This is a genomic window from Vibrio tasmaniensis, assembly GCF_024347635.1.
GTDB lineage: Bacteria > Pseudomonadota > Gammaproteobacteria > Enterobacterales > Vibrionaceae > Vibrio > Vibrio tasmaniensis.
The window spans coordinates 160833-179473 of the sequence record NZ_AP025510.1; the positions used below are offsets into that span (position 1 = coordinate 160833).

Annotated in this window: 16 protein-coding genes, 5 tRNA genes and 1 rRNA gene; 16 read left to right on the plus strand and 6 right to left on the minus strand. The window is 43.8% G+C overall.

Annotated features, from left to right (window positions below; translation table 11 throughout):
* The first annotated feature begins 98 nt into the window (after positions 1-98).
* Positions 99-214, plus strand: a 5S ribosomal RNA gene (gene rrf / locus OCV44_RS00725).
* 67 nt (positions 215-281) lie between these two features.
* Positions 282-358 (plus strand) — tRNA-Asp (locus OCV44_RS00730).
* Positions 359-555: 197 nt separating this feature from the next.
* Here OCV44_RS00730 and OCV44_RS00735 read toward each other — a convergent pair.
* From OCV44_RS00735 to OCV44_RS00755, 5 genes are all read right to left on the minus strand, one after another.
* Positions 556-1591, minus strand: a protein-coding gene (locus OCV44_RS00735) for an IS630 family transposase (protein WP_157665725.1) whose coding sequence is annotated in 2 segments (ribosomal slippage) — positions 556-1131 and positions 1133-1591 — 1035 coding nt in all. Because the reading frame shifts where the segments join, the coding sequence is not laid out codon by codon here.
* A gap of 37 nt (positions 1592-1628) precedes the next feature.
* Positions 1629-2646, minus strand: a protein-coding gene (locus OCV44_RS00740; protein WP_261900925.1) for an IS630 family transposase whose coding sequence is annotated in 2 segments (ribosomal slippage) — positions 1629-2186 and positions 2188-2646 — 1017 coding nt in all. Because the reading frame shifts where the segments join, the coding sequence is not laid out codon by codon here.
* Between the two features lie 78 nt (positions 2647-2724).
* Complete coding sequence (locus tag OCV44_RS00745) at positions 2725-3759, minus strand: IS630 family transposase (protein ID WP_261900926.1); 1035 nt, start codon at positions 3757-3759, stop codon at positions 2725-2727.
* Positions 3760-3913: 154 nt separating this feature from the next.
* A complete protein-coding gene (gene pssA / locus OCV44_RS00750; RefSeq protein ID WP_139686235.1) occupies positions 3914-5254 on the minus strand; it encodes a CDP-diacylglycerol--serine O-phosphatidyltransferase in 1341 nt (446 codons plus the stop codon).
* Between the two features lie 91 nt (positions 5255-5345).
* Positions 5346-5777, minus strand: a complete 432-nt coding sequence (locus OCV44_RS00755; RefSeq protein WP_139686234.1) for a GNAT family N-acetyltransferase — start codon at positions 5775-5777, stop codon at positions 5346-5348.
* A gap of 66 nt (positions 5778-5843) precedes the next feature.
* On the opposite strand from OCV44_RS00755, the gene murB reads away from it, so the two are divergent.
* The gene (gene murB, locus OCV44_RS00760; RefSeq protein WP_139686233.1) at positions 5844-6890 is read left to right on the plus strand and encodes a UDP-N-acetylmuramate dehydrogenase; all 1047 of its coding nucleotides are present in this window, start codon (positions 5844-5846) and stop codon (positions 6888-6890) included.
* On the plus strand, positions 6887-7852 hold the full coding sequence (birA, locus tag OCV44_RS00765) for a bifunctional biotin--[acetyl-CoA-carboxylase] ligase/biotin operon repressor BirA (protein WP_139686232.1): 966 nt from the start codon (positions 6887-6889) through the stop codon (positions 7850-7852). Before murB ends, birA begins: the two co-directional genes overlap by 4 nt.
* 7 nt (positions 7853-7859) lie before the next feature.
* Here birA and coaA read toward each other — a convergent pair whose 3' ends face one another.
* Positions 7860-8783 (minus strand): type I pantothenate kinase, encoded by a 924-nt coding sequence (gene coaA, locus OCV44_RS00770; protein WP_009844725.1) that lies wholly within the window; start codon positions 8781-8783, stop codon positions 7860-7862.
* 209 nt (positions 8784-8992) lie between these two features.
* On the opposite strand from coaA, the gene OCV44_RS00775 reads away from it, so the two are divergent.
* From OCV44_RS00775 to rpoB, 12 genes are all read left to right on the plus strand, one after another.
* Positions 8993-9068, plus strand: a tRNA-Thr gene (locus OCV44_RS00775).
* A gap of 44 nt (positions 9069-9112) precedes the next feature.
* A tRNA-Tyr gene (locus OCV44_RS00780) sits at positions 9113-9197 on the plus strand.
* Positions 9198-9236: 39 nt separating this feature from the next.
* A tRNA-Gly gene (locus tag OCV44_RS00785) sits at positions 9237-9311 on the plus strand.
* A gap of 13 nt (positions 9312-9324) precedes the next feature.
* A tRNA-Thr gene (locus OCV44_RS00790) sits at positions 9325-9400 on the plus strand.
* 94 nt (positions 9401-9494) lie between these two features.
* Positions 9495-10679 (plus strand): elongation factor Tu, encoded by a 1185-nt coding sequence (gene tuf, locus OCV44_RS00795; protein ID WP_012604914.1) that lies wholly within the window; start codon positions 9495-9497, stop codon positions 10677-10679.
* Positions 10680-10902: 223 nt separating this feature from the next.
* A complete protein-coding gene (gene secE, locus OCV44_RS00800; protein ID WP_017096511.1) occupies positions 10903-11280 on the plus strand; it encodes a preprotein translocase subunit SecE in 378 nt (125 codons plus the stop codon).
* A 13-nt stretch (positions 11281-11293) separates the two neighbouring features.
* Positions 11294-11842, plus strand: coding sequence for a transcription termination/antitermination protein NusG (gene nusG / locus OCV44_RS00805; protein WP_012605006.1), 549 nt, complete (start codon positions 11294-11296; stop codon positions 11840-11842).
* Between the two features lie 213 nt (positions 11843-12055).
* Positions 12056-12484 carry a 50S ribosomal protein L11 gene (gene rplK, locus OCV44_RS00810; protein WP_010435555.1) on the plus strand — a complete coding sequence of 143 codons (429 nt, stop codon included), beginning with the start codon at positions 12056-12058 and terminating at the stop codon, positions 12482-12484.
* Positions 12485-12488: 4 nt separating this feature from the next.
* Positions 12489-13193, plus strand: coding sequence for a 50S ribosomal protein L1 (rplA, locus tag OCV44_RS00815; RefSeq protein ID WP_139686073.1), 705 nt, complete (start codon positions 12489-12491; stop codon positions 13191-13193).
* A 244-nt stretch (positions 13194-13437) separates the two neighbouring features.
* Positions 13438-13932, plus strand: a complete 495-nt coding sequence (gene rplJ / locus OCV44_RS00820; protein WP_017077558.1) for a 50S ribosomal protein L10 — start codon at positions 13438-13440, stop codon at positions 13930-13932.
* A 57-nt stretch (positions 13933-13989) separates the two neighbouring features.
* The gene (rplL, locus tag OCV44_RS00825) at positions 13990-14355 is read left to right on the plus strand and encodes a 50S ribosomal protein L7/L12 (RefSeq protein WP_010435548.1); all 366 of its coding nucleotides are present in this window, start codon (positions 13990-13992) and stop codon (positions 14353-14355) included.
* Between the two features lie 235 nt (positions 14356-14590).
* Positions 14591-18619 carry a DNA-directed RNA polymerase subunit beta gene (rpoB, locus tag OCV44_RS00830; RefSeq protein WP_009844675.1) on the plus strand — a complete coding sequence of 1343 codons (4029 nt, stop codon included), beginning with the start codon at positions 14591-14593 and terminating at the stop codon, positions 18617-18619.
* Positions 18620-18641 lie beyond the last annotated feature (22 nt).

Genomic DNA, 18641 nt, shown 5'->3' on the forward strand with positions numbered 1-18641 from the left:
AACACCCAAGGGGTTTTGTGGACTCAATAGAAAGACCAGACCTTGAATGCGTTTGAAGAGAAATACTTTTAAATAAGCTTTCCGAATTTTAAAATTTGCTTGGCGACCATAGCATTGTGGACCCACCTGATTCCATGCCGAACTCAGAAGTGAAACACAATAGCGCCGATGGTAGTGTGGGGCTTCCCCATGTGAGAGTAGGACATCGCCAGGCTTTAAATTAAATCTTTAGGTTGACCGACCTGGAGATATGGACGCTCACTTAGTGAGTTGACCACTGCGGAGTGGTAGTTCAGTTGGTTAGAATACCGGCCTGTCACGCCGGGGGTCGCGGGTTCGAGTCCCGTCCACTCCGCCACTTATCAGAAAGCCTAGTCTTACGACTAGGCTTTCGTCGTTTCTGGCGTATGAGTTTTAACTCTTGGTTACGACTTCCGTAAAGGTTGTTTATGGCCAGTAACCCACGATCAACCATTGATTATACCAATCCGGAAAATTAACTGATCAGGTTTATCCAATCCCTTCTGCTCATTTTTGTGATACCAATCCGGAAAATTAACTGATCAGGTTTATCCAATCCCTTCTGCTCATTTTTGTGACACGATCTTTGCACTCAAGAAATTCATTCCAAGCGCGACAAACCTTGGAAACAATGTCGTTATAATCAGTGAAACTTTGATTCGCTAGATAATGTTGTCGCAACCAACTCCAAACTTGCTCTATAGGGTTAAGCTCTGGCGAGTAGGGAGGAAGCTTAATAGTACTGACGTTATTAAACTCTCTCGCAATATCATCGGTATGCCAGCCTGCACCATCCATTATAACGACAGCATGACGTCCTTTTTCAGTAGCTTTAGATATCTGCTCTAAGTGATTTGTCATTATGTCCTTGTTAACCCAAGGAACCACTATGGCTTCGCCAATTCCTCTTTCAGGGCATACCGAACCAAACAAATAAGCGTATTCAAATTGCTGTTGTTTTACCACGCGAGGCCTCGTTCCACGAGTCGCCCAAAGACGTGTCGTTGTGTTCTGTTGGCCAAACCTAGCTTCGTCTTGAAACCAGACATCAACACTCTCTAGCCCAATATGGCCGGGGATCTTAAGGATCGTTTCTATTTTGAATTTTTTTAAAATCGTCTTGGATTTGCTGTGATTGTTTAGGGTGTTTGGAGCGAGAAGTTATCCAAGAGAAGCCCATGTGGTCGAGGAGATAATAGATAGAATTAGGGTGGTAGTATTTATCAAAGTTTTTCACGATGTAGTCATGTATATCGCTCCCGACAAGGCGCCCGCCTGAAGGGGACTCTGCTTCTTTCTTAATGAATGCACTGAGTTGTTTTCGTTGTTCTGCATTGAGGTATGCAGGTCTGCCTGTGCGAGGTTTTTCTTGAAGCCCTTCCAATCCTTCTTCAAGAAATACTTGAACCCATTTGTTTACACTAGTTCGACTGACTTTAAGGTATTTGGCAATTTGAGTGCGCGAGTGACCTTCTTTGAAGTGGGCAAGTGCTAGCAAGCGAACCTTCATTTGAATGGTTTTTTGTTGGCTTGCTAGCTTTTTAAAATCAGTATTATTAAGGCTATCCATGGCGATTTTCTGTAAGAGTTCGACGGCCTTAATTAGATCATATTTTTACTTTAATTGGTATGACACGATCTTTGCACTCAAGAAATTCATTCCAAGCGCGACAAACCTTGGAAACAATGTCGTTATAATCAGTGAAACTTTGATTCGCTAGATAATGTTGTCGCAACCAACTCCAAACTTGCTCTATAGGGTTAAGCTCTGGCGAGTAGGGAGGAAGCTTAATAGTACTGACGTTATTAAACTCTCTCGCAATATCATCGGTATGCCAGCCTGCACCATCCATTATAACGACAGCATGACGTCCTTTTTCAGTAGCTTTAGATATCTGCTCTAAGTGATTTGTCATTATGTCCTTGTTAACCCAAGGAACCACTATGGCTTCGCCAATTCCTCTTTCAGGGCATACCGAACCAAACAAATAAGCGTATTCAAATTGCTGTTGTTTTACCACGCGAGGCCTCGTTCCACGAGTCGCCCAAAGACGTGTCGTTGTGTTCTGTTGGCCAAACCTAGCTTCGTCTTGAAACCAGACATCAACACTCTCTAGCCCAATATGGCCGGGGATCTTAAGGATCGTTTCTATTTTGAATTTTTTTAAAATCGTCTTGGATTTGCTGTGATTGTTTAGGGTGTTTGGAGCGAGAAGTTATCCAAGAGAAGCCCATGTGGTCGAGGAGATAATAGATAGAATTAGGGTGGTAGTATTTATCAAAGTTTTTCACGATGTAGTCATGTATATCGCTCCCGACAAGGCGCCCGCCTGAAGGGGACTCTGCTTCTTTCTTAATGAATGCACTGAGTTGTTTTCGTTGTTCTGCATTGAGGTATGCAGGTCTGCCTGTGCGAGGTTTTTCTTGAAGCCCTTCCAATCCTTCTTCAAGAAATACTTGAACCCATTTGTTTACACTAGTTCGACTGACTTTAAGGTATTTGGCAATTTGAGTGCGCGAGTGACCTTCTTTGAAGTGGGCAAGTGCTAGCAAGCGAACCTTCATTTGAATGGTTTTTTGTTGGCTTGCTAGCTTTTTAAAATCAGTATTATTAAGGCTATCCATGGCGATTTTCTGTAAGAGTTCGACGGCCTTAATTAGATCATATTTTTACTTTAATTGGTATAATACCAATCCGGAAAATTAACTGATCAGGTTTATCCAATCCCTTCTGCTCATTTTTGTGACACGCTCTTTGCACTCAAGAAATTCATTCCAAGCGCAACAAACCTTGGAAACAATGTCGTTATAATCAGTGAAACTTTGATTCGCTAGATAATGTTGTCGCAACCAACTCCAAACTTGCTCTATAGGGTTAAGCTCTGGCGAGTAGGGAGGAAGCTTAATAGTACTGACGTTATTAAACTCTCTCGCAATATCATCGGTATGCCAGCCTGCACCATCCATTATAACGACAGCATGACGTCCTTTTTCAGTAGCCTTAGATATCTGCTCTAAGTGATTTGTCATTATGTCCTTGTTAACCCAAGGAACCACTATGGCTTCGCCAATTCCTCTTTCAGGGCATACCGAACCAAACAAATAAGCGTATTCAAATTGCTGTTGTTTTACCACGCGAGGCCTCGTTCCACGAGTCGCCCAAAGACGTGTCGTTGTGTTCTGTTGGCCAAACCTAGCTTCGTCTTGAAACCAGACATCAACACTCTCTAGCCCAATATGGCCGGGGATCTTAAGGATCGTTTCTATTTTGAATTTTTTAAAATCGTCTTGGATTTGCTGTGATTGTTTAGGGTGTTTGGAGCGAGAAGTTATCCAAGAGAAGCCCATGTGGTCGAGGAGATAATAGATAGAATTAGGGTGGTAGTATTTATCAAAGTTTTTCACGATGTAGTCATGTATATCGCTCCCGACAAGGCGCCCGCCTGAAGGGGACTCTGCTTCTTTCTTAATGAATGCACTGAGTTGTTTTCGTTGTTCTGCATTGAGGTATGCAGGTCTGTCTGTGCGAGGTTTTTCTTGAAGCCCTTCCAATCCTTCTTCAAGAAATACTTGAACCCATTTGTTTACACTAGTTCGACTGACTTTAAGGTATTTGGAAATTTGAGTACGCGAGTGACCTTCTTTGAAGTGGGCAAGTGCTAGCAAGCGAACCTTCATTTGAATGGTTTTTTGTTGGCTTGCTAGCTTTTTAAAATCAGTATTATTAAGGCTATCCATGGCGATTTTCTGTAAGAGTTCGACGGCCTTAATTAGATCATATTTTGACTTTAATTGGTATAAGTCGCCTTCTTCAAAGTATCTCGCTATCTCGTAGATACAAAAACGCCTAGCGTTTGCTAGGCGTTGATAAATAGTGTTGTTAATACATCTACTACAGTATTTGCTTAAGCACTCTGTCGGCTTTGACGCGAGTGATCTTACGAATCAACTTCTGAACTTCCATCGGGTAGCTCTCTACCTTATCTAACTGCTTATAAGTACAGATAAGTTGAGTGTGTTGAAGGATATTATCTACTTCAGCTTGGAACTTGTCTGTTAGGTGATGGTAGTTGTCTTGGATAAAGATACCGTTCTCTAAATCCAGTTTCCATGCGCGCGGGTTTAGGTTATTGCCTGTTAGTAGCATGTAGCGCTTATCGACCCAAATCCCCTTTAGGTGGTAGCTATTGGAATCGTGTTGCCAAAGTCGAATTGATAGATTACGACTAGCAATATGAGCTTCATTAGCTTTAGCGAAACGGCGTAAGTTCAATTCGTAAAGGTAAGGCAGCCCACCAATCGTTTTAAACTCTTCTTCTGGTGAGATAAAGAAATCATTCGCTGTCTTATCGCCAACAACAATACTGACCTTTACGCCACGCTTAAGCGCTTTCTTTACTTCTTTAGCTAGGCTAGGTGGAAAGTTGAAGTAAGGTGTGCAGATAAATATTTCATCTTTAGCTTGAGCGACAAGTTGATTGATTCCCTGATTCAGACGGTTACGTCTTTTACCGATACCAACCAATGGTGTTACAGCAACTTGCTCTGCAGAAACGTCTTGTCCATCGAATTGATACTGAGATCTTGCTAGGGAAGCTCGAAACTGGCGAATCGCTGGTTTCAGCTCTTTGGTTGCAGGCTTGTTCTTATCTGCTAAGTCGTAAACAGCACTATCTGAGATCATCTGCTCCTGCACGTAGCTAAACATCGAGTCAGAAAGTGCTGAGTTGTTTAAAACATGGTAGCGGTCAAAGCGATAGCGGTCATGGTAGTTCAGGTAGATATTGTTAAGGCTTGCACCGCTGTATATCACACTGTCATCGACGATAAACCCCTTTAAGTGCAATACGCCAAAGACTTCTTTACCGCGAACTGGAATGCCATAGACAGGTACAGAGTGCTGATATTTTTCTGCGAACTCTTTATACATCGCTGCATTGCCTTCAGAAGACTCCGCGCCAATCAATCCACGTTGAGCTCTGTGCCAATCGACACACACACTCACATCTAATTCTGGATTCTTTTGCTTTGCTTCATATAAGGCAGTTAGGATCTCACGGCCAGCCTCATCATCTTCAAGATACAAAGCGACTAAACTAATACGAGTTGTTGCGCGAGATATCTCATCAAGTAAGCGAGCTCTAAACTCTTGCGCTGATAGTAGTACTTCAAACTTGTCAGGATTCTGCGCTATGGTTGGCAACTGTATGAATGGATTCCTACTGGCAATCATATTGACTGTTTTACCTTAAAAATATGCAAAATTGCGAACCTTGAATTTTACCAAAGGGATAGACCCAAATACTAGATGATCGAGGCATTCTCTAACAATTTTGCTGATAATGCATAGGAATGAGATCTTTTCCGCTATTCGAATAGCGTTCGTACAAAACTCTTAGAGCATTAGGCAGATCTTTAGGGGCTATTTGTACGAATTGGTGGCGCGCGTAAAAATTGGTGAGATGAGCGTATGCAAAACAGTAATCTTTTTTCGTTAGCGTGTGCTGTACACAATAATCCATAAGTTGGGAGCCTAATTGCTTACCACGATGTTGTTTTGATATCGCCATACCGGTAAGTAAGCGATTATCTTCAATGGTGCGAAAACGCACGACACCACAAAGCTCGTTATCTAGTAATAACGAATAGATCAGTTCACTCTTGTTCGCTTTTCCCGTTGGATAATGTTCTTTATAGAAACGTTTAACTAGGGGAATCTTTACTGGGTCTAATTGAGTAATGATGACATTGTTCATTCAGTCACTGCGCCATTGGTTTATCTGCTGTAGAATGACCGCAGTGTAAGTTAATTGAATATCGCCATGCAATTCCATCTCAATGCTAGTTTAAAAAATGTTCATACTTTTTCCATCGATCAGACGTGTGATGCGTTGGTTGAAGTCACTACTACCGAAGAATTGATTTCCGTTTACAGAGACCCTAAATGGTCAGATTTACCTAAGTTAATACTGGGTAAGGGCAGTAATATGCTTTTTACTGAGCACTTCGCTGGCCTGGTTATTGTGAATAAATTGGCCGGGATTAAGCTGACCGAGACGGACAGTCATCACCTACTGCATGTAAATGGTGGGGAGGATTGGCCAAGCTTGGTTGAGTGGAGTGTCGATAAGGGGCTGGGTGGCCTAGAAAATCTAGCAATGATACCCGGCTGTTCAGGCTCTGCTCCGATTCAGAATATTGGTGCGTATGGTGTTGAGTTGCAAGACGTATGCGAGTATGTCGATATCCTGTGTCTGGATACTTATACAGTTAAGCGATTAAGCAAAGAAGAATGTCTCTTTGGTTACCGAGATTCAATTTTCAAACACGGCCTCTATGGTAAAGCGCTCGTTGTTGCGATTGGTTTGACGTTGCCGAAAGAGTGGGAGCCATGCAATCACTACGGCCCGTTAAAAAGCCTTCCTGTCGAGACTCTCTCTCCTCGTACTATATTTGATGAAGTATGTGCTATCCGTTCAAGCAAGCTGCCAGACCCTAGAGTCCAAGGCAATGCGGGTAGCTTCTTCAAAAACCCTGTGATCACCAAAGATCATTTTGATCGCTTGTTAGCGCTATATCCCAACATTGTCGGCTATGAGAACAATGACATGATCAAAGTCGCTGCAGGCTGGCTGATTGATCAATGCGAGTTCAAAGGCGTGACAGAAGGCGGTGCTCAAGTTCACCCAAACCAGGCATTAGTTATCATCAATTATGATGAGGCTTCTGCTGTGGATATCCTTAAGCTTGCAGAACGAGTGCGCCAATCTGTCTTGAATAAATTCGATATACGATTGGAACATGAAGTGCGTTTTATGGGGCGAGACCGCGAAACAAACCTAGATAAAGCTTTGGAGTCATTGGGATGAGAGAGCACAGTACCAAACTTGCACTATTGAGATGTCTTGCTGACGGTGAGTTTCATTCAGGTGAAGGCCTAGGTGAAATGATCGGTGTGTCACGAGCGGCTATCAGTAAGCACATTAAAGGTATTCAAGAGTGGGGATTAGATATCTATCGAGTACAAGGCAAAGGTTATAAGCTAGCCAGTCGTTTAGATATGCTTGACCAAGAAAAGTTATCTGCAGTGAGTCGCGATGCTGCTCTTGAACTCATTCCAATCATAGGTTCAACAAACCAACATCTATTAGAGCGAACTAGCACCCTCGAATCGGGGTCTGTCTGTATTGCTGAATATCAAGCTGCGGGACGTGGACGTCGTGGACGAGAGTGGGTATCGCCATTCGGTGCAAACCTCTATCTTTCAATGTATTGGAGACTCGACGCAGGGATGGCTGCCGCAATGGGCTTGAGCCTTGTGGTTGGTGTCGCTGTTGTTGAAGCTTTGGAAGAGATGGGCGTAGAAGGTATAAAGCTCAAATGGCCGAACGACCTTTACCACAATGACAAGAAGCTTGCAGGTATCTTGGTAGAACTGTCAGGGCAGTCTGGTGGCGCTGCTCATATTGTGATTGGGTTGGGGCTAAACTTATCCATGGATCCAACAATATCAGGTATTGGCCAACCTTGGACTTCTCTTAAAGAAGTGTGTGATGGAAAAGTCCCCGATCGTAACCAGTTAGCGCAGACTCTGATCAATGCTTGGGATAAGTCCCTTGTCGATTATGAGCAGAAAGGGATGTCGAATTTTGTAGAACGTTGGAACCGCTTAGATAATTTCTTAGGTCGCAATGTTAGGTTGATCATTGGACCTAGAGAAATTGAAGGTGTTGTTCAAGGCATCGATGAACAAGGTGCTGTATTACTCAAAACTGAGAATGGTGTCGAGCGCTATATCGGTGGTGAGATATCGCTAAGAAAAGGCGACTAAGACGTTACTATTTTCTTAGTAACACTTCTTCAACCATATGATCTGCGCCTTTACGTAGAATCAAGTGAGCCCTTTCTCGTGTCGGAAGGATATTTTGTTCTAGGTTCAAGCCATTAATTGAACTCCAGATACCTTCCGCTTTATCCAGTGCTGCTTGGTTCGATAATTTCGTGTAATGACTAAAGTAAGAGCCAGGTTTGGTAAACGCGCCATCGCGGAATTTCATAAAGCGATTGACGTACCACTCTTTGATTTGTTGGCTATCAGCGTCAACATAGAGTGAGAAATCAAGGAAGTCTGAAATAAACACGCGATGTGGCTCGTGTGGATCATTCATGCCTGTTTGTAAGACATTAAGCCCTTCAATAATAAGCACATCTGGTAGGTCGACGCACTTAACGTCATCAGTAATGTTGTACGTAAGATGCGAGTACACGGGTGCCGTGACATTTCTCTTGCATGCTTTTACATCCGAAACAAAGTTCACTAAACGCTTAATGTCGTAAGACTCCGGAAAGCCTTTTTTGCTCATCAATCCTTTTTCTTCTAACACCTCATTTGGGTATAAGAAGCCATCGGTTGTCACTAGTTCAACTTTTGGGTGGTTCTCCCAGCGAGAAAGTAGGGCTTTAAGGAGTCGTGCTGTCGTACTTTTGCCAACAGCGACACTTCCAGCAATACCGATGATAAAAGGTGGTGCTTTCTCGTTTTTATCCAGGAATTGATGGAGTACTGAGTTTCTATTCTGTCTGGCTGCCACATAGAGATTTAACAGACGAGAGAGCGGCAGGTAGATCTCAACAGCTTCCTCCATTGTGAGCTTTTCATTGATGCCTTGAAGCTCTTTTAAGTCGCTCTCAGAAAGTGTCATCGGAACTAAATTCCTTAGCTCAGACCAACGTTCGCGGTCAAATGACATAAATGGGCTCATATAAACTCTATAGTGGATAACAAAACAAGTGCATGGAAAATACATCAAGCGATAGATAAATAAAATATCTTCCTGTACTAGATGTGGGTTAAAGGCAGAAACCTTGAGCTAAATAGCTGTATATAGGAATTTGATAGGAGAATTTTTCACTTTTTTTCAATTTACTATTGCAAGGTGGAAAATCATTCAATAAAATGCGCCCCACTTGTGCCGACTTAGCTCAGTAGGTAGAGCAACTGACTTGTAATCAGTAGGTCACCAGTTCGATTCCGGTAGTCGGCACCACTTTCTCCCTTTCTTTAAGGTAAGCGAGAGAAAGCTCAAAATTTGGAGGGGTTCCCGAGTGGCCAAAGGGAGCAGACTGTAAATCTGCCGGCACTGCCTTCGATGGTTCGAATCCGTCTCCCTCCACCATATTCTAAAGGTTAAATAGCTCAAACAGAGTTACGTGTTGCGTGCATCGTATAATGGCTATTACCTCAGCCTTCCAAGCTGATGATGCGGGTTCGATTCCCGCTGCACGCTCCAACTCATTTTGTGTGCTGATATAGCTCAGTCGGTAGAGCGCACCCTTGGTAAGGGTGAGGCCCCCAGTTCGACTCTGGGTATTAGCACCAGTCTAAAGCTTCTTCTCCTTTTAATAAAAAAACCATTTTTTTGGTTGCGTGGTCTTATTTTAAGCCACCTAATCCGTACCTAGAGGGACACCCCATGTCTAAAGAAAAATTTGAACGTACGAAACCGCACGTAAACGTTGGTACTATCGGCCACGTTGACCACGGTAAAACAACTCTAACTGCTGCTATCTGTACTACACTTGCAAAAGTGTACGGCGGTGTTGCTAAAGATTTCGCATCTATCGATAACGCTCCAGAAGAGCGCGAGCGCGGTATCACAATCGCAACTTCTCACGTTGAGTACGATACTCCTGAACGTCACTACGCACACGTAGACTGTCCTGGACACGCCGATTATGTTAAAAACATGATCACTGGTGCTGCTCAAATGGACGGCGGTATCCTAGTTGTTGCTGCTACAGATGGCCCTATGCCACAAACTCGTGAGCACATCCTACTTGGTCGTCAAGTTGGTATCCCTTACATCATCGTATTCATGAACAAATGTGACATGGTTGATGACGAAGAGCTACTTGAGCTAGTAGAAATGGAAGTTCGTGAACTTCTTTCTGAGTACGAGTACCCAGGAGACGACCTTCCAGTAATTCAAGGTTCTGCACTTGGCGCTCTAAACGGCGAAAAGCAGTGGGAAGACAAGATCGTTGAGCTTGCAGAAGCACTAGATTCTTACATTCCACTTCCAGAGCGTGCTGTTGATCTACCGTTCCTACTTCCTATTGAAGATGTATTCTCAATCCAAGGTCGTGGTACTGTAGTTACTGGTCGTATCGAGCGCGGTATCCTACGTGTAGGTGACGAAGTAGAAATCGTTGGTATCAAAGAGACTACTCTTACTACTTGTACTGGTGTTGAAATGTTCCGTAAACTGCTTGACGAAGGTCGTGCAGGTGAGAACGTTGGTGCACTTCTACGTGGTACTAAGCGTGATGACGTTGAACGTGGCCAAGTACTTTCTGCTAAAGGTTCAATCAACCCACACACTAAGTTTGAGTCTGAAGTATACGTACTTTCTAAAGACGAAGGCGGCCGTCACACTCCTTTCTTCAAGGGTTACCGTCCACAGTTCTACTTCCGTACAACTGACGTAACAGGCGACATCACTCTACCTGAAGGCGTAGAAATGGTAATGCCAGGTGACAACGTTCAAATGACTGTTGAGCTAATCGCTCCAATCGCAATGGACGAAGGTCTACGTTTCGCAATCCGCGAAGGTGGCCGTACAGTTGGTGCTGGTGTTGTAGCTAAAATCTTTGCATAAGATTTGACGAACCACTAGTAAAAAGGGCATCATTTGATGCCCTTTTTCTGCGCTGAAAAAAGAGTTGAGTGTTTTGACATCAATTTTAGCTCTTAGCAAAGAATTAAACGGTCTTTTTAACTAAAATGACTGTTAGATGTGTTGTTTTGCAACGCAAAGGAATGTGCCCTGCAACAGCGGGGTTATTGTCGTCTATATTTAAGACTTATCACAGGTTGGTTTTATGAAAGCAAACGCTGAAACTCCTGATAGCTCAGGTGCAGCAGATACAATGAAGTGGGTAGTCGCTTTTGTACTGTTGGCTGCTGCTGTTGTGGGTAATTACCTGTATGGTGAATTGTCTGTTGTAATTCGCGCTGCAGGTGTAGTTGTGCTGATTGCTGCCGCACTAGGCGTTGCAGCAACAACAACTAAAGGTAAAGCTGCGATCGATTTTGCAAAAGAATCTCGTATGGAGATTCGTAAAGTTGTTTGGCCTACTCGCCAAGAAACTATGCAAACTACATTGATCGTTTTAGCTGTATGTATTGTTATGTCTCTAGTGCTTTGGGGAATTGACGGCATTATGGTCCGTTTAGTTTCTCTAGCGACTGGGGTGTAGAGGGTTCTGATTCATGAGTGAAGCTCCAAAAAAACGTTGGTATGTAGTTCAAGCCTTTTCTGGCTATGAAGGTCGTGTATCTCAATCGTTACGCGAACATATTAAAATGCACGACATGGAAGAATTCTTTGGTGACGTTTTAGTACCTACTGAAGAAGTAGTGGAAATGCGTGCAGGTCAACGCCGTAAAAGCGAACGTAAGTTCTTCCCTGGCTACGTATTAGTGCAAATGATCATGAATGATGAATCATGGCACTTAGTACGCAGCATTCCTCGTGTTATGGGCTTCATTGGTGGTACCTCTGATCGTCCTGCACCAATCACTGACAAAGAAGCTGATGCTATCTTGAACCGTCTAGAGAAAGCGAGCGAGTCTCCACGTCCTAAGACAATGTTCGAAGCGGGTGAAGTGGTTCGTGTGAACGATGGTCCATTTGCTGACTTTAACGGTACTGTTGAAGAAGTGGATTACGAGAAGAGCCGCATTAAGGTATCTGTATCGATCTTTGGTCGTGCAACACCTGTTGAGCTTGAATTTGGTCAGGTTGAGAAACTAGACTAAGACTCGGTTAGTTTGAGTAAGCTGTTGATAACTATTTAACAAGCTGTTCAAAATGAAAGAGTATAAAAAATCACCTTTTTAGGGTTGTTAAAGGCGCGAATTATGATTATAATTTCGCGCCTTTTTACTTCTATCGAAGTAAGAAAGAGTTAATTGAAATTAAGGGGAGCTTGCCTTACGGCTAGCGCATGTACCCAAAAATTAGGAAATATCATGGCTAAGAAAGTTGAAGCTTATATCAAACTGCAAGTTGCAGCTGGTATGGCAAACCCAAGTCCACCGGTTGGTCCTGCTCTAGGTCAACACGGCGTGAACATCATGGAATTCTGTAAAGCGTTCAACGCAAAAACAGAATCTGTTGAGAAAGGTCTACCTACTCCAGTAGTAATTACTGTTTACAACGACCGTTCTTTCACGTTCGTAACTAAGACTCCACCTGCTGCTGTTCTTCTTAAGAAAGCTGCTGGCGTTAAGTCTGGTTCAGGTCGTCCAAACACTGAGAAAGTTGGTACTGTAACTGACGCTCAAGTTCAGGAAATCGCAGAAACTAAAGCTGCTGATATGACTGGTGCTGACATCGAAGCAATGAAGCGTTCTATTGCTGGTACTGCTCGTTCAATGGGCCTAGTGGTAGAGGGATAAGATCATGGCAAAACTTACTAAGCGTATGCGCGTAATCCGCGACAAAGTTGAAGTAACTAAAGAGTACGAAATCAACGAAGCTGTTGCTCTTCTTAAAGAACTAGCTACTGCTAAATTCGTTGAGTCTGTAGATGTTGCTGTTAACCTAGGCATCGATGCTCGTAAATCTGACCAAAACGTACGTGGCGCAACTGTGCTACCTCACGGTACTGGCCGTGACATCCGCGTTGCTGTGTTCACTCAAGGTGCAAACGCAGAAGCAGCTAAAGCAGCTGGCGCAGATATCGTTGGTATGGAAGATCTTGCTGAGCAAGTGAAAAAAGGCGAAATGAACTTCGACGTTGTTGTTGCTTCTCCTGATGCAATGCGTGTTGTTGGTCAACTAGGTACAATCCTAGGTCCACGCGGCCTTATGCCAAACCCTAAAGTTGGTACTGTAACTCCTAACGTTGCTGAAGCGGTTAAGAACGCTAAAGCTGGTCAGGTTCGTTACCGTAACGACAAGAACGGTATCATCCACACTACTATCGGCAAAGCGTCTTTCGAAGCTAACCAGCTTCAAGAGAACCTAGAAGCACTTCTAGTGGCTCTTAAGAAAGCTAAGCCTTCTTCAGCGAAAGGTACTTTCCTGAAGAAAGTAAGCATCTCTACTACGATGGGTGCTGGTGTTACTGTTGATCAAGCTAGTCTTGACACTCAAGCAAGTTAATTTGCTTTGGCGCAGATTTAGTGTATACTTCTGCGCCTAATATTTGTGGTTGGGTGGTTTTTGAATCAATTCAAAACTATCTATCCCAAGACCGTAGGCGCTGAACCTTTTTAAGATGAAGCTTAATAAAACCTACGTAGGCGATGTTGTCGTTAGAAATGAATTTATTCATTTTTGAATAACATCGTAAACGCTCAATGTATTTTATATTGAGTGCTGTAATCACAACCAGAGGTTAATCCAAATGGCTTTAAATCTTCAAGACAAAAAAGCAATTGTTGCTGAAGTCAACGAAGCAGCCAGTGGTGCACTTTCTGCAGTTGTAGCTGACTCTCGTGGCGTTACTGTTGGCGCGATGACTTCTCTACGTAAACAAGCTCGCGAAGCGGGTGTTTACATGAGAGTTGTTCGTAACACACTAGCACGCCGTGCAGTAGAAGGTACTGAGTATGAGTGTCTACAAGACACATTTACTGGTCCTAGCCTACTTGCGTTCTCTAATGAGCACCCTGGTGCTGCAGCGCGTCTTTTCAAAGACTTCGCTAAAGAGAACAAAACATTCGAGATCAAAGCTGCTGCATTTGAAGGCGCAGTTACTGATGCTGATGTACTAGCGACACTACCAACTTACGACGAAGCTATCGCACGCCTAATGATGTGCATGAAAGAAGCTTCTGCTGGCAAGCTGGTTCGTACTATCGCTGCTGTTCGCGACCAAAAAGAAGAAGCTGCGGCATAAGCCTTGCTTTTCACTGGTTGCTATTTAAACTTATTGTTGACTTAAAAGAGAATTGTTATGTCTATTACTAACGAGCAAATCCTAGACGCAGTTGCAGAAATGTCTGTAATGCAAGTTGTTGAGCTTATCGAAGCTATGGAAGAAAAATTCGGTGTTACTGCTGCTGCTGCAGTTGTAGCTGGTGGTGCTTCTGCTGAAGCTGCTGCTGAGCAAACTGAATTCGACGTTATCCTAACTGCTGCTGGCGCTAACAAAGTACAAGTTATCAAAGCTGTACGTGGCGCAACTGGCCTAGGTCTTAAAGAAGCTAAAGGTCTTGTAGACTCAGCTCCTGCAGCGCTTAAAGAAGGCGTTGACAAAGCTGAAGCTGAAGCTCTTAAAGCACAGCTAGAAGAAGCTGGCGCTTCTGTTGAAATCAAGTAATTATTACTTAATTTCCTAGCCGCAAGGCTAATGGCTGGTGGTTTATTAACCACCGGCCTTTTTGCGCTGTAGGGCTATGACGAAATTTCCGCTGTTTAACCGTCATGATCCGAGCAAAAAAACAGTCATTTTTTCGAAATGATTGTTCACTACAGTAAACAGCTGTTTGTCACCGCCCCCTCTTGAAGAGTGTTTTGGGTGGTTTGGGTCACTTATCAGCGAGCTGAGGAACCCCATGGTTTACTCTTATACCGAGAAAAAGCGCATCCGTAAGGATTTTGGTACTCGTCCACAAGTTTTGGACATTCCATACCTGTTATCGATCCAGCTTGATTCTTTCGATAAATTCATCGAACAGGATCCAGAAGGTCAATACGGTCTTGAAGCTGCTTTCCGTTCTGTATTTCCAATTCAGAGCTACAACGGCAATTCTGAGCTGCAATACGTTAGCTACCGTCTTGGTGAGCCAGTTTTTGACGTTAAAGAATGTCAAATCCGCGGTGTTACTTACTCAAAGCCACTACGCGTAAAACTACGTCTAGTTATCTTTGATCGAGATGCACCAGCAGGTACTGTAAAAGACATTAAAGAACAAGAAGTCTACATGGGCGAAATTCCGCTTATGACAGACAATGGTACTTTCGTAATTAATGGTACCGAGAGGGTTATCGTATCCCAGCTGCACCGAAGCCCAGGCGTGTTCTTCGACAGTGATAAGGGTAAGACCCACTCATCAGGTAAAGTTCTTTATAACGCACGTGTAATTCCTTACCGTGGCTCATGGTTAGACTTTGAGTTCGATCCTAAGGATAACTTATTCGTACGTATCGACCGTCGTCGTAAGCTACCAGCATCGATTATCCTTCGTGCACTTGGTAAATCGACTGAAGAGATCCTAGATCTGTTCTTCGACAAAGTGAACTTCGAAGTTAAAGACCAAACTCTACTTATGGAGTTGGTTCCTGATCGTCTACGTGGTGAAACTGCGTCATTCGACATCGAAGCAAACGGCAAAACTTACGTTGAGACTGGTCGTCGTGTAACAGCTCGCCATATCCGTCAACTTGAAAAAGATGGCGTTGAGCACATCGAAGTACCAGTAGAGTACATCGTTGAAAAGATTGCTGCGAAAGATTACATCAACGAAGCAACTGGCGAGATCATCGTTGGCGCAAACCAAGAGATTAGCCTAGAAGCGCTTGCTAACCTGTCTCAAGCAGGTCACAAGACTCTAGAAGTGCTGTTCACGAATGACCTAGACCATGGTCCATTCATGTCAGACACTCTACGTGCGGATAGCACAGTAGATCGCATCTCTGCATTGGTAGAAATCTACCGCATGATGCGTCCTGGCGAGCCACCAACGAAAGAAGCTGCAGAATCATTGTTCGAAAGCCTATTCTTCTCTGAGGATCGTTACGACCTATCAACTGTAGGCCGTATGAAATTCAACAGCTCTATCGAGCGTGAAGAAGAAGAAGAGCGCGGTACTCTGGATGAATCAGACATCATCGAAGTGATGAAGAAACTGATTGGTATCCGTAACGGTATTGGTGAAGTGGACGATATCGACCACCTTGGCAACCGTCGTATCCGTTCTGTAGGTGAAATGGCAGAAAACCAATTCCGTGTTGGTCTAGTTCGTGTAGAACGTGCCGTTAAAGAACGTCTAAGCCTTGGTGACCTTGATGCAATCATGCCTCAAGATCTTATCAACGCTAAGCCGATCTCTGCTGCAGTTAAAGAATTCTTTGGCTCTTCACAGCTTTCACAGTTTATGGACCAAAACAACCCATTGTCAGAAGTTACGCACAAGCGTCGTATCTCTGCTTTAGGTCCTGGTGGTCTTACTCGTGAGCGCGCAGGCTTCGAAGTACGTGACGTTCACGTAACTCACTACGGTCGTCTATGTCCGATCGAAACGCCTGAAGGTCCAAACATCGGTCTAATTAACTCGCTATCTGCGTTTGCACGTTGTAACGATTACGGTTTCCTAGAAACTCCGTACCGTCGTGTAGTAGATGGTGTAGTAACAGAAGAAGTTGATTACCTGTCTGCAATCCAGGAAGGTCAATTCGTAATCGCGCAAGCAAACACCATTCTTACTGAAGAAGGTACGTTTGCAGATGAGCTAATCACAGCTCGTCAAAAAGGTGAATCTGGTCTTCACCCACGCGATCACGTTGACTACATGGACGTTGCGACAAACCAAGTAGTATCTATCGCTGCTTCGCTTATCCCGTTCCTAGAACACGATGATGCGAACCGTGCATTGATGGGTGCCAACATGCAACGTCAAGCTGTACCAACACTGAGAGCTGATAAGCCTCTAGTCGGTACTGGTATTGAACGTAACATCGCAGTTGACTCTGGTGTTACAGCGGTTGCTAAACGTGGTGGTCAAGTTCAGTCTGTTGACGCTTCTCGTATCGTAGTTAAGGTTAACGAAGATGAATTGGTACCTGGCGAAGCTGGTATCGATATCTACAACCTAACTAAGTACACGCGTTCGAACCAAAACACATGTATTAACCAACGTCCAACTGTACTTCCTGGTGAACCAGTTGCACGTGGCGATGTTCTTGCTGACGGTCCTTCAACAGACCTTGGTGAACTTGCTCTTGGCCAAAACATGCGTATCGCATTCATGCCTTGGAACGGTTACAACTTCGAAGACTCGATCTTAGTATCTGAGCGCGTAGTTCAAGAAGACCGTTTCACGACAATCCACATTCAAGAACTATCTTGTGTGGCTCGTGATACTAAGCTGGGTTCTGAAGAGATCACAGCTGATATTCCAAACGTAGGTGAGTCTGCTCTGTCTAAACTAGACGAGTCAGGTATCGTTTACATTGGTGCTGAAGTTAAGGGTGGCGACATCCTAGTTGGTAAAGTAACCCCTAAAGGTGAAACTCAACTGACTCCTGAAGAGAAGCTACTACGTGCTATCTTCGGTGAGAAAGCATCTGATGTTAAAGATACTTCTCTACGTGTACCAAACTCTGTTTCGGGTACTATCATCGATGTACAAGTCTTCACTCGCGATGGCGTAGAGAAAGACAAACGTGCACTTGAAATCGAACAGATGCAGCTTAAAGAAGCTAAGAAAGACCTAACTGAAGAGTTCCAAATTCTTGAGGGTGGCCTTCTTAACCGTGTTAAAGCTGTACTTCTGTCTGGTGGTTACTCTGAAGCTAAGCTTGATACGATCGGTCGTAAGCAATGGCTAGAGCAAGTTCTAGAAGACGATGCGCTACAAACACAGCTTGAGCAACTTGCTGAGCAGTGGGATGAGCTAAAAGCAGACTTCGATAAGAAGTTTGAAACTAAGCGTCGTAAAATCACTCAAGGTGATGATCTAGCGCCTGGCGTTCTTAAGATTGTTAAAGTTTACCTAGCGGTTAAACGTCGTATCCAGCCTGGTGATAAGATGGCCGGTCGTCACGGTAACAAAGGTGTAATCTCTAAGATTAACCCTGTTGAAGACATGCCATACGATGAGAAAGGTCAGCCTGTAGACATCGTACTTAACCCGCTGGGTGTACCATCGCGTATGAACATCGGTCAGATCCTAGAAGTTCACTTAGGTTTGGCTGCGAAAGGTATCGGTGACAAGATCAACCAAATGGTTAAGGAACAACAAGAACTGCATAAGTTCCGCGAGTTCCTACAGAAGGTTTATGATCTTGGTGATACTCGTCAGAAAGTTGATATTGCTGAACTGTCTGATGATCAAGTTCGTACACTGATCAAGAACCTACGTGGCGGTCTACCGATTGCTACACCTGTGTTCGACGGTGCTTCTGAGTCTCTAATCAAAGAACTACTTAAACTGGGTGATCTGCCAGAATCTGGTCAGCTTAAACTGTTTGATGGTCGTACTGGTGATTCGTTTGAGCGTCCTGTAACTGTTGGTTACATGTACATGCTGAAACTGAACCACTTGGTTGATGACAAGATGCATGCTCGTTCAACTGGTTCTTACAGCCTAGTAACTCAGCAACCACTTGGTGGTAAAGCTCAGTTCGGTGGTCAGCGTTTCGGTGAGATGGAAGTATGGGCACTAGAAGCATACGGTGCTGCATATACTCTACAAGAAATGCTAACAGTTAAGTCGGATGACGTTAACGGCCGTACTAAGATGTACAAGAACATCGTAGATGGTAACCATAGCATGGAACCTGGCATGCCAGAGTCGTTCAACGTACTGTTGAAAGAGATTCGCTCGCTAGGTATCAACATCGAGCTAGAAGACGAAGAGTAATCCCTCTTTTTTATAAAGAAGA

Bases quoted from the DNA above. Each gene is read 5' to 3' on its own strand.
- birA (WP_139686232.1), top strand. From the start codon at position 6,887: ATGAGAGAGCACAGTACCAAACTTGCACTATTGAGATGTCTTGCTGAC.
- tuf (WP_012604914.1), top strand. From the start codon at position 9,495: ATGTCTAAAGAAAAATTTGAACGTACGAAACCGCACGTAAACGTTGGT.
- OCV44_RS00745 (WP_261900926.1), bottom strand. From the start codon at position 3,759: ATGGATAGCCTTAATAATACTGATTTTAAAAAGCTAGCAAGCCAACAA.
- rplA (WP_139686073.1), top strand. From the start codon at position 12,489: ATGGCAAAACTTACTAAGCGTATGCGCGTAATCCGCGACAAAGTTGAA.
- rplL (WP_010435548.1), top strand. From the start codon at position 13,990: ATGTCTATTACTAACGAGCAAATCCTAGACGCAGTTGCAGAAATGTCT.
- rplK (WP_010435555.1), top strand. From the start codon at position 12,056: ATGGCTAAGAAAGTTGAAGCTTATATCAAACTGCAAGTTGCAGCTGGT.
- OCV44_RS00755 (WP_139686234.1), bottom strand. From the start codon at position 5,777: ATGAACAATGTCATCATTACTCAATTAGACCCAGTAAAGATTCCCCTA.
- coaA (WP_009844725.1), bottom strand. From the start codon at position 8,783: ATGAGCCCATTTATGTCATTTGACCGCGAACGTTGGTCTGAGCTAAGG.
- nusG (WP_012605006.1), top strand. From the start codon at position 11,294: ATGAGTGAAGCTCCAAAAAAACGTTGGTATGTAGTTCAAGCCTTTTCT.
- rpoB (WP_009844675.1), top strand. From the start codon at position 14,591: ATGGTTTACTCTTATACCGAGAAAAAGCGCATCCGTAAGGATTTTGGT.
- murB (WP_139686233.1), top strand. From the start codon at position 5,844: ATGCAATTCCATCTCAATGCTAGTTTAAAAAATGTTCATACTTTTTCC.
- secE (WP_017096511.1), top strand. From the start codon at position 10,903: ATGAAAGCAAACGCTGAAACTCCTGATAGCTCAGGTGCAGCAGATACA.
- pssA (WP_139686235.1), bottom strand. From the start codon at position 5,254: ATGATTGCCAGTAGGAATCCATTCATACAGTTGCCAACCATAGCGCAG.
- rplJ (WP_017077558.1), top strand. From the start codon at position 13,438: ATGGCTTTAAATCTTCAAGACAAAAAAGCAATTGTTGCTGAAGTCAAC.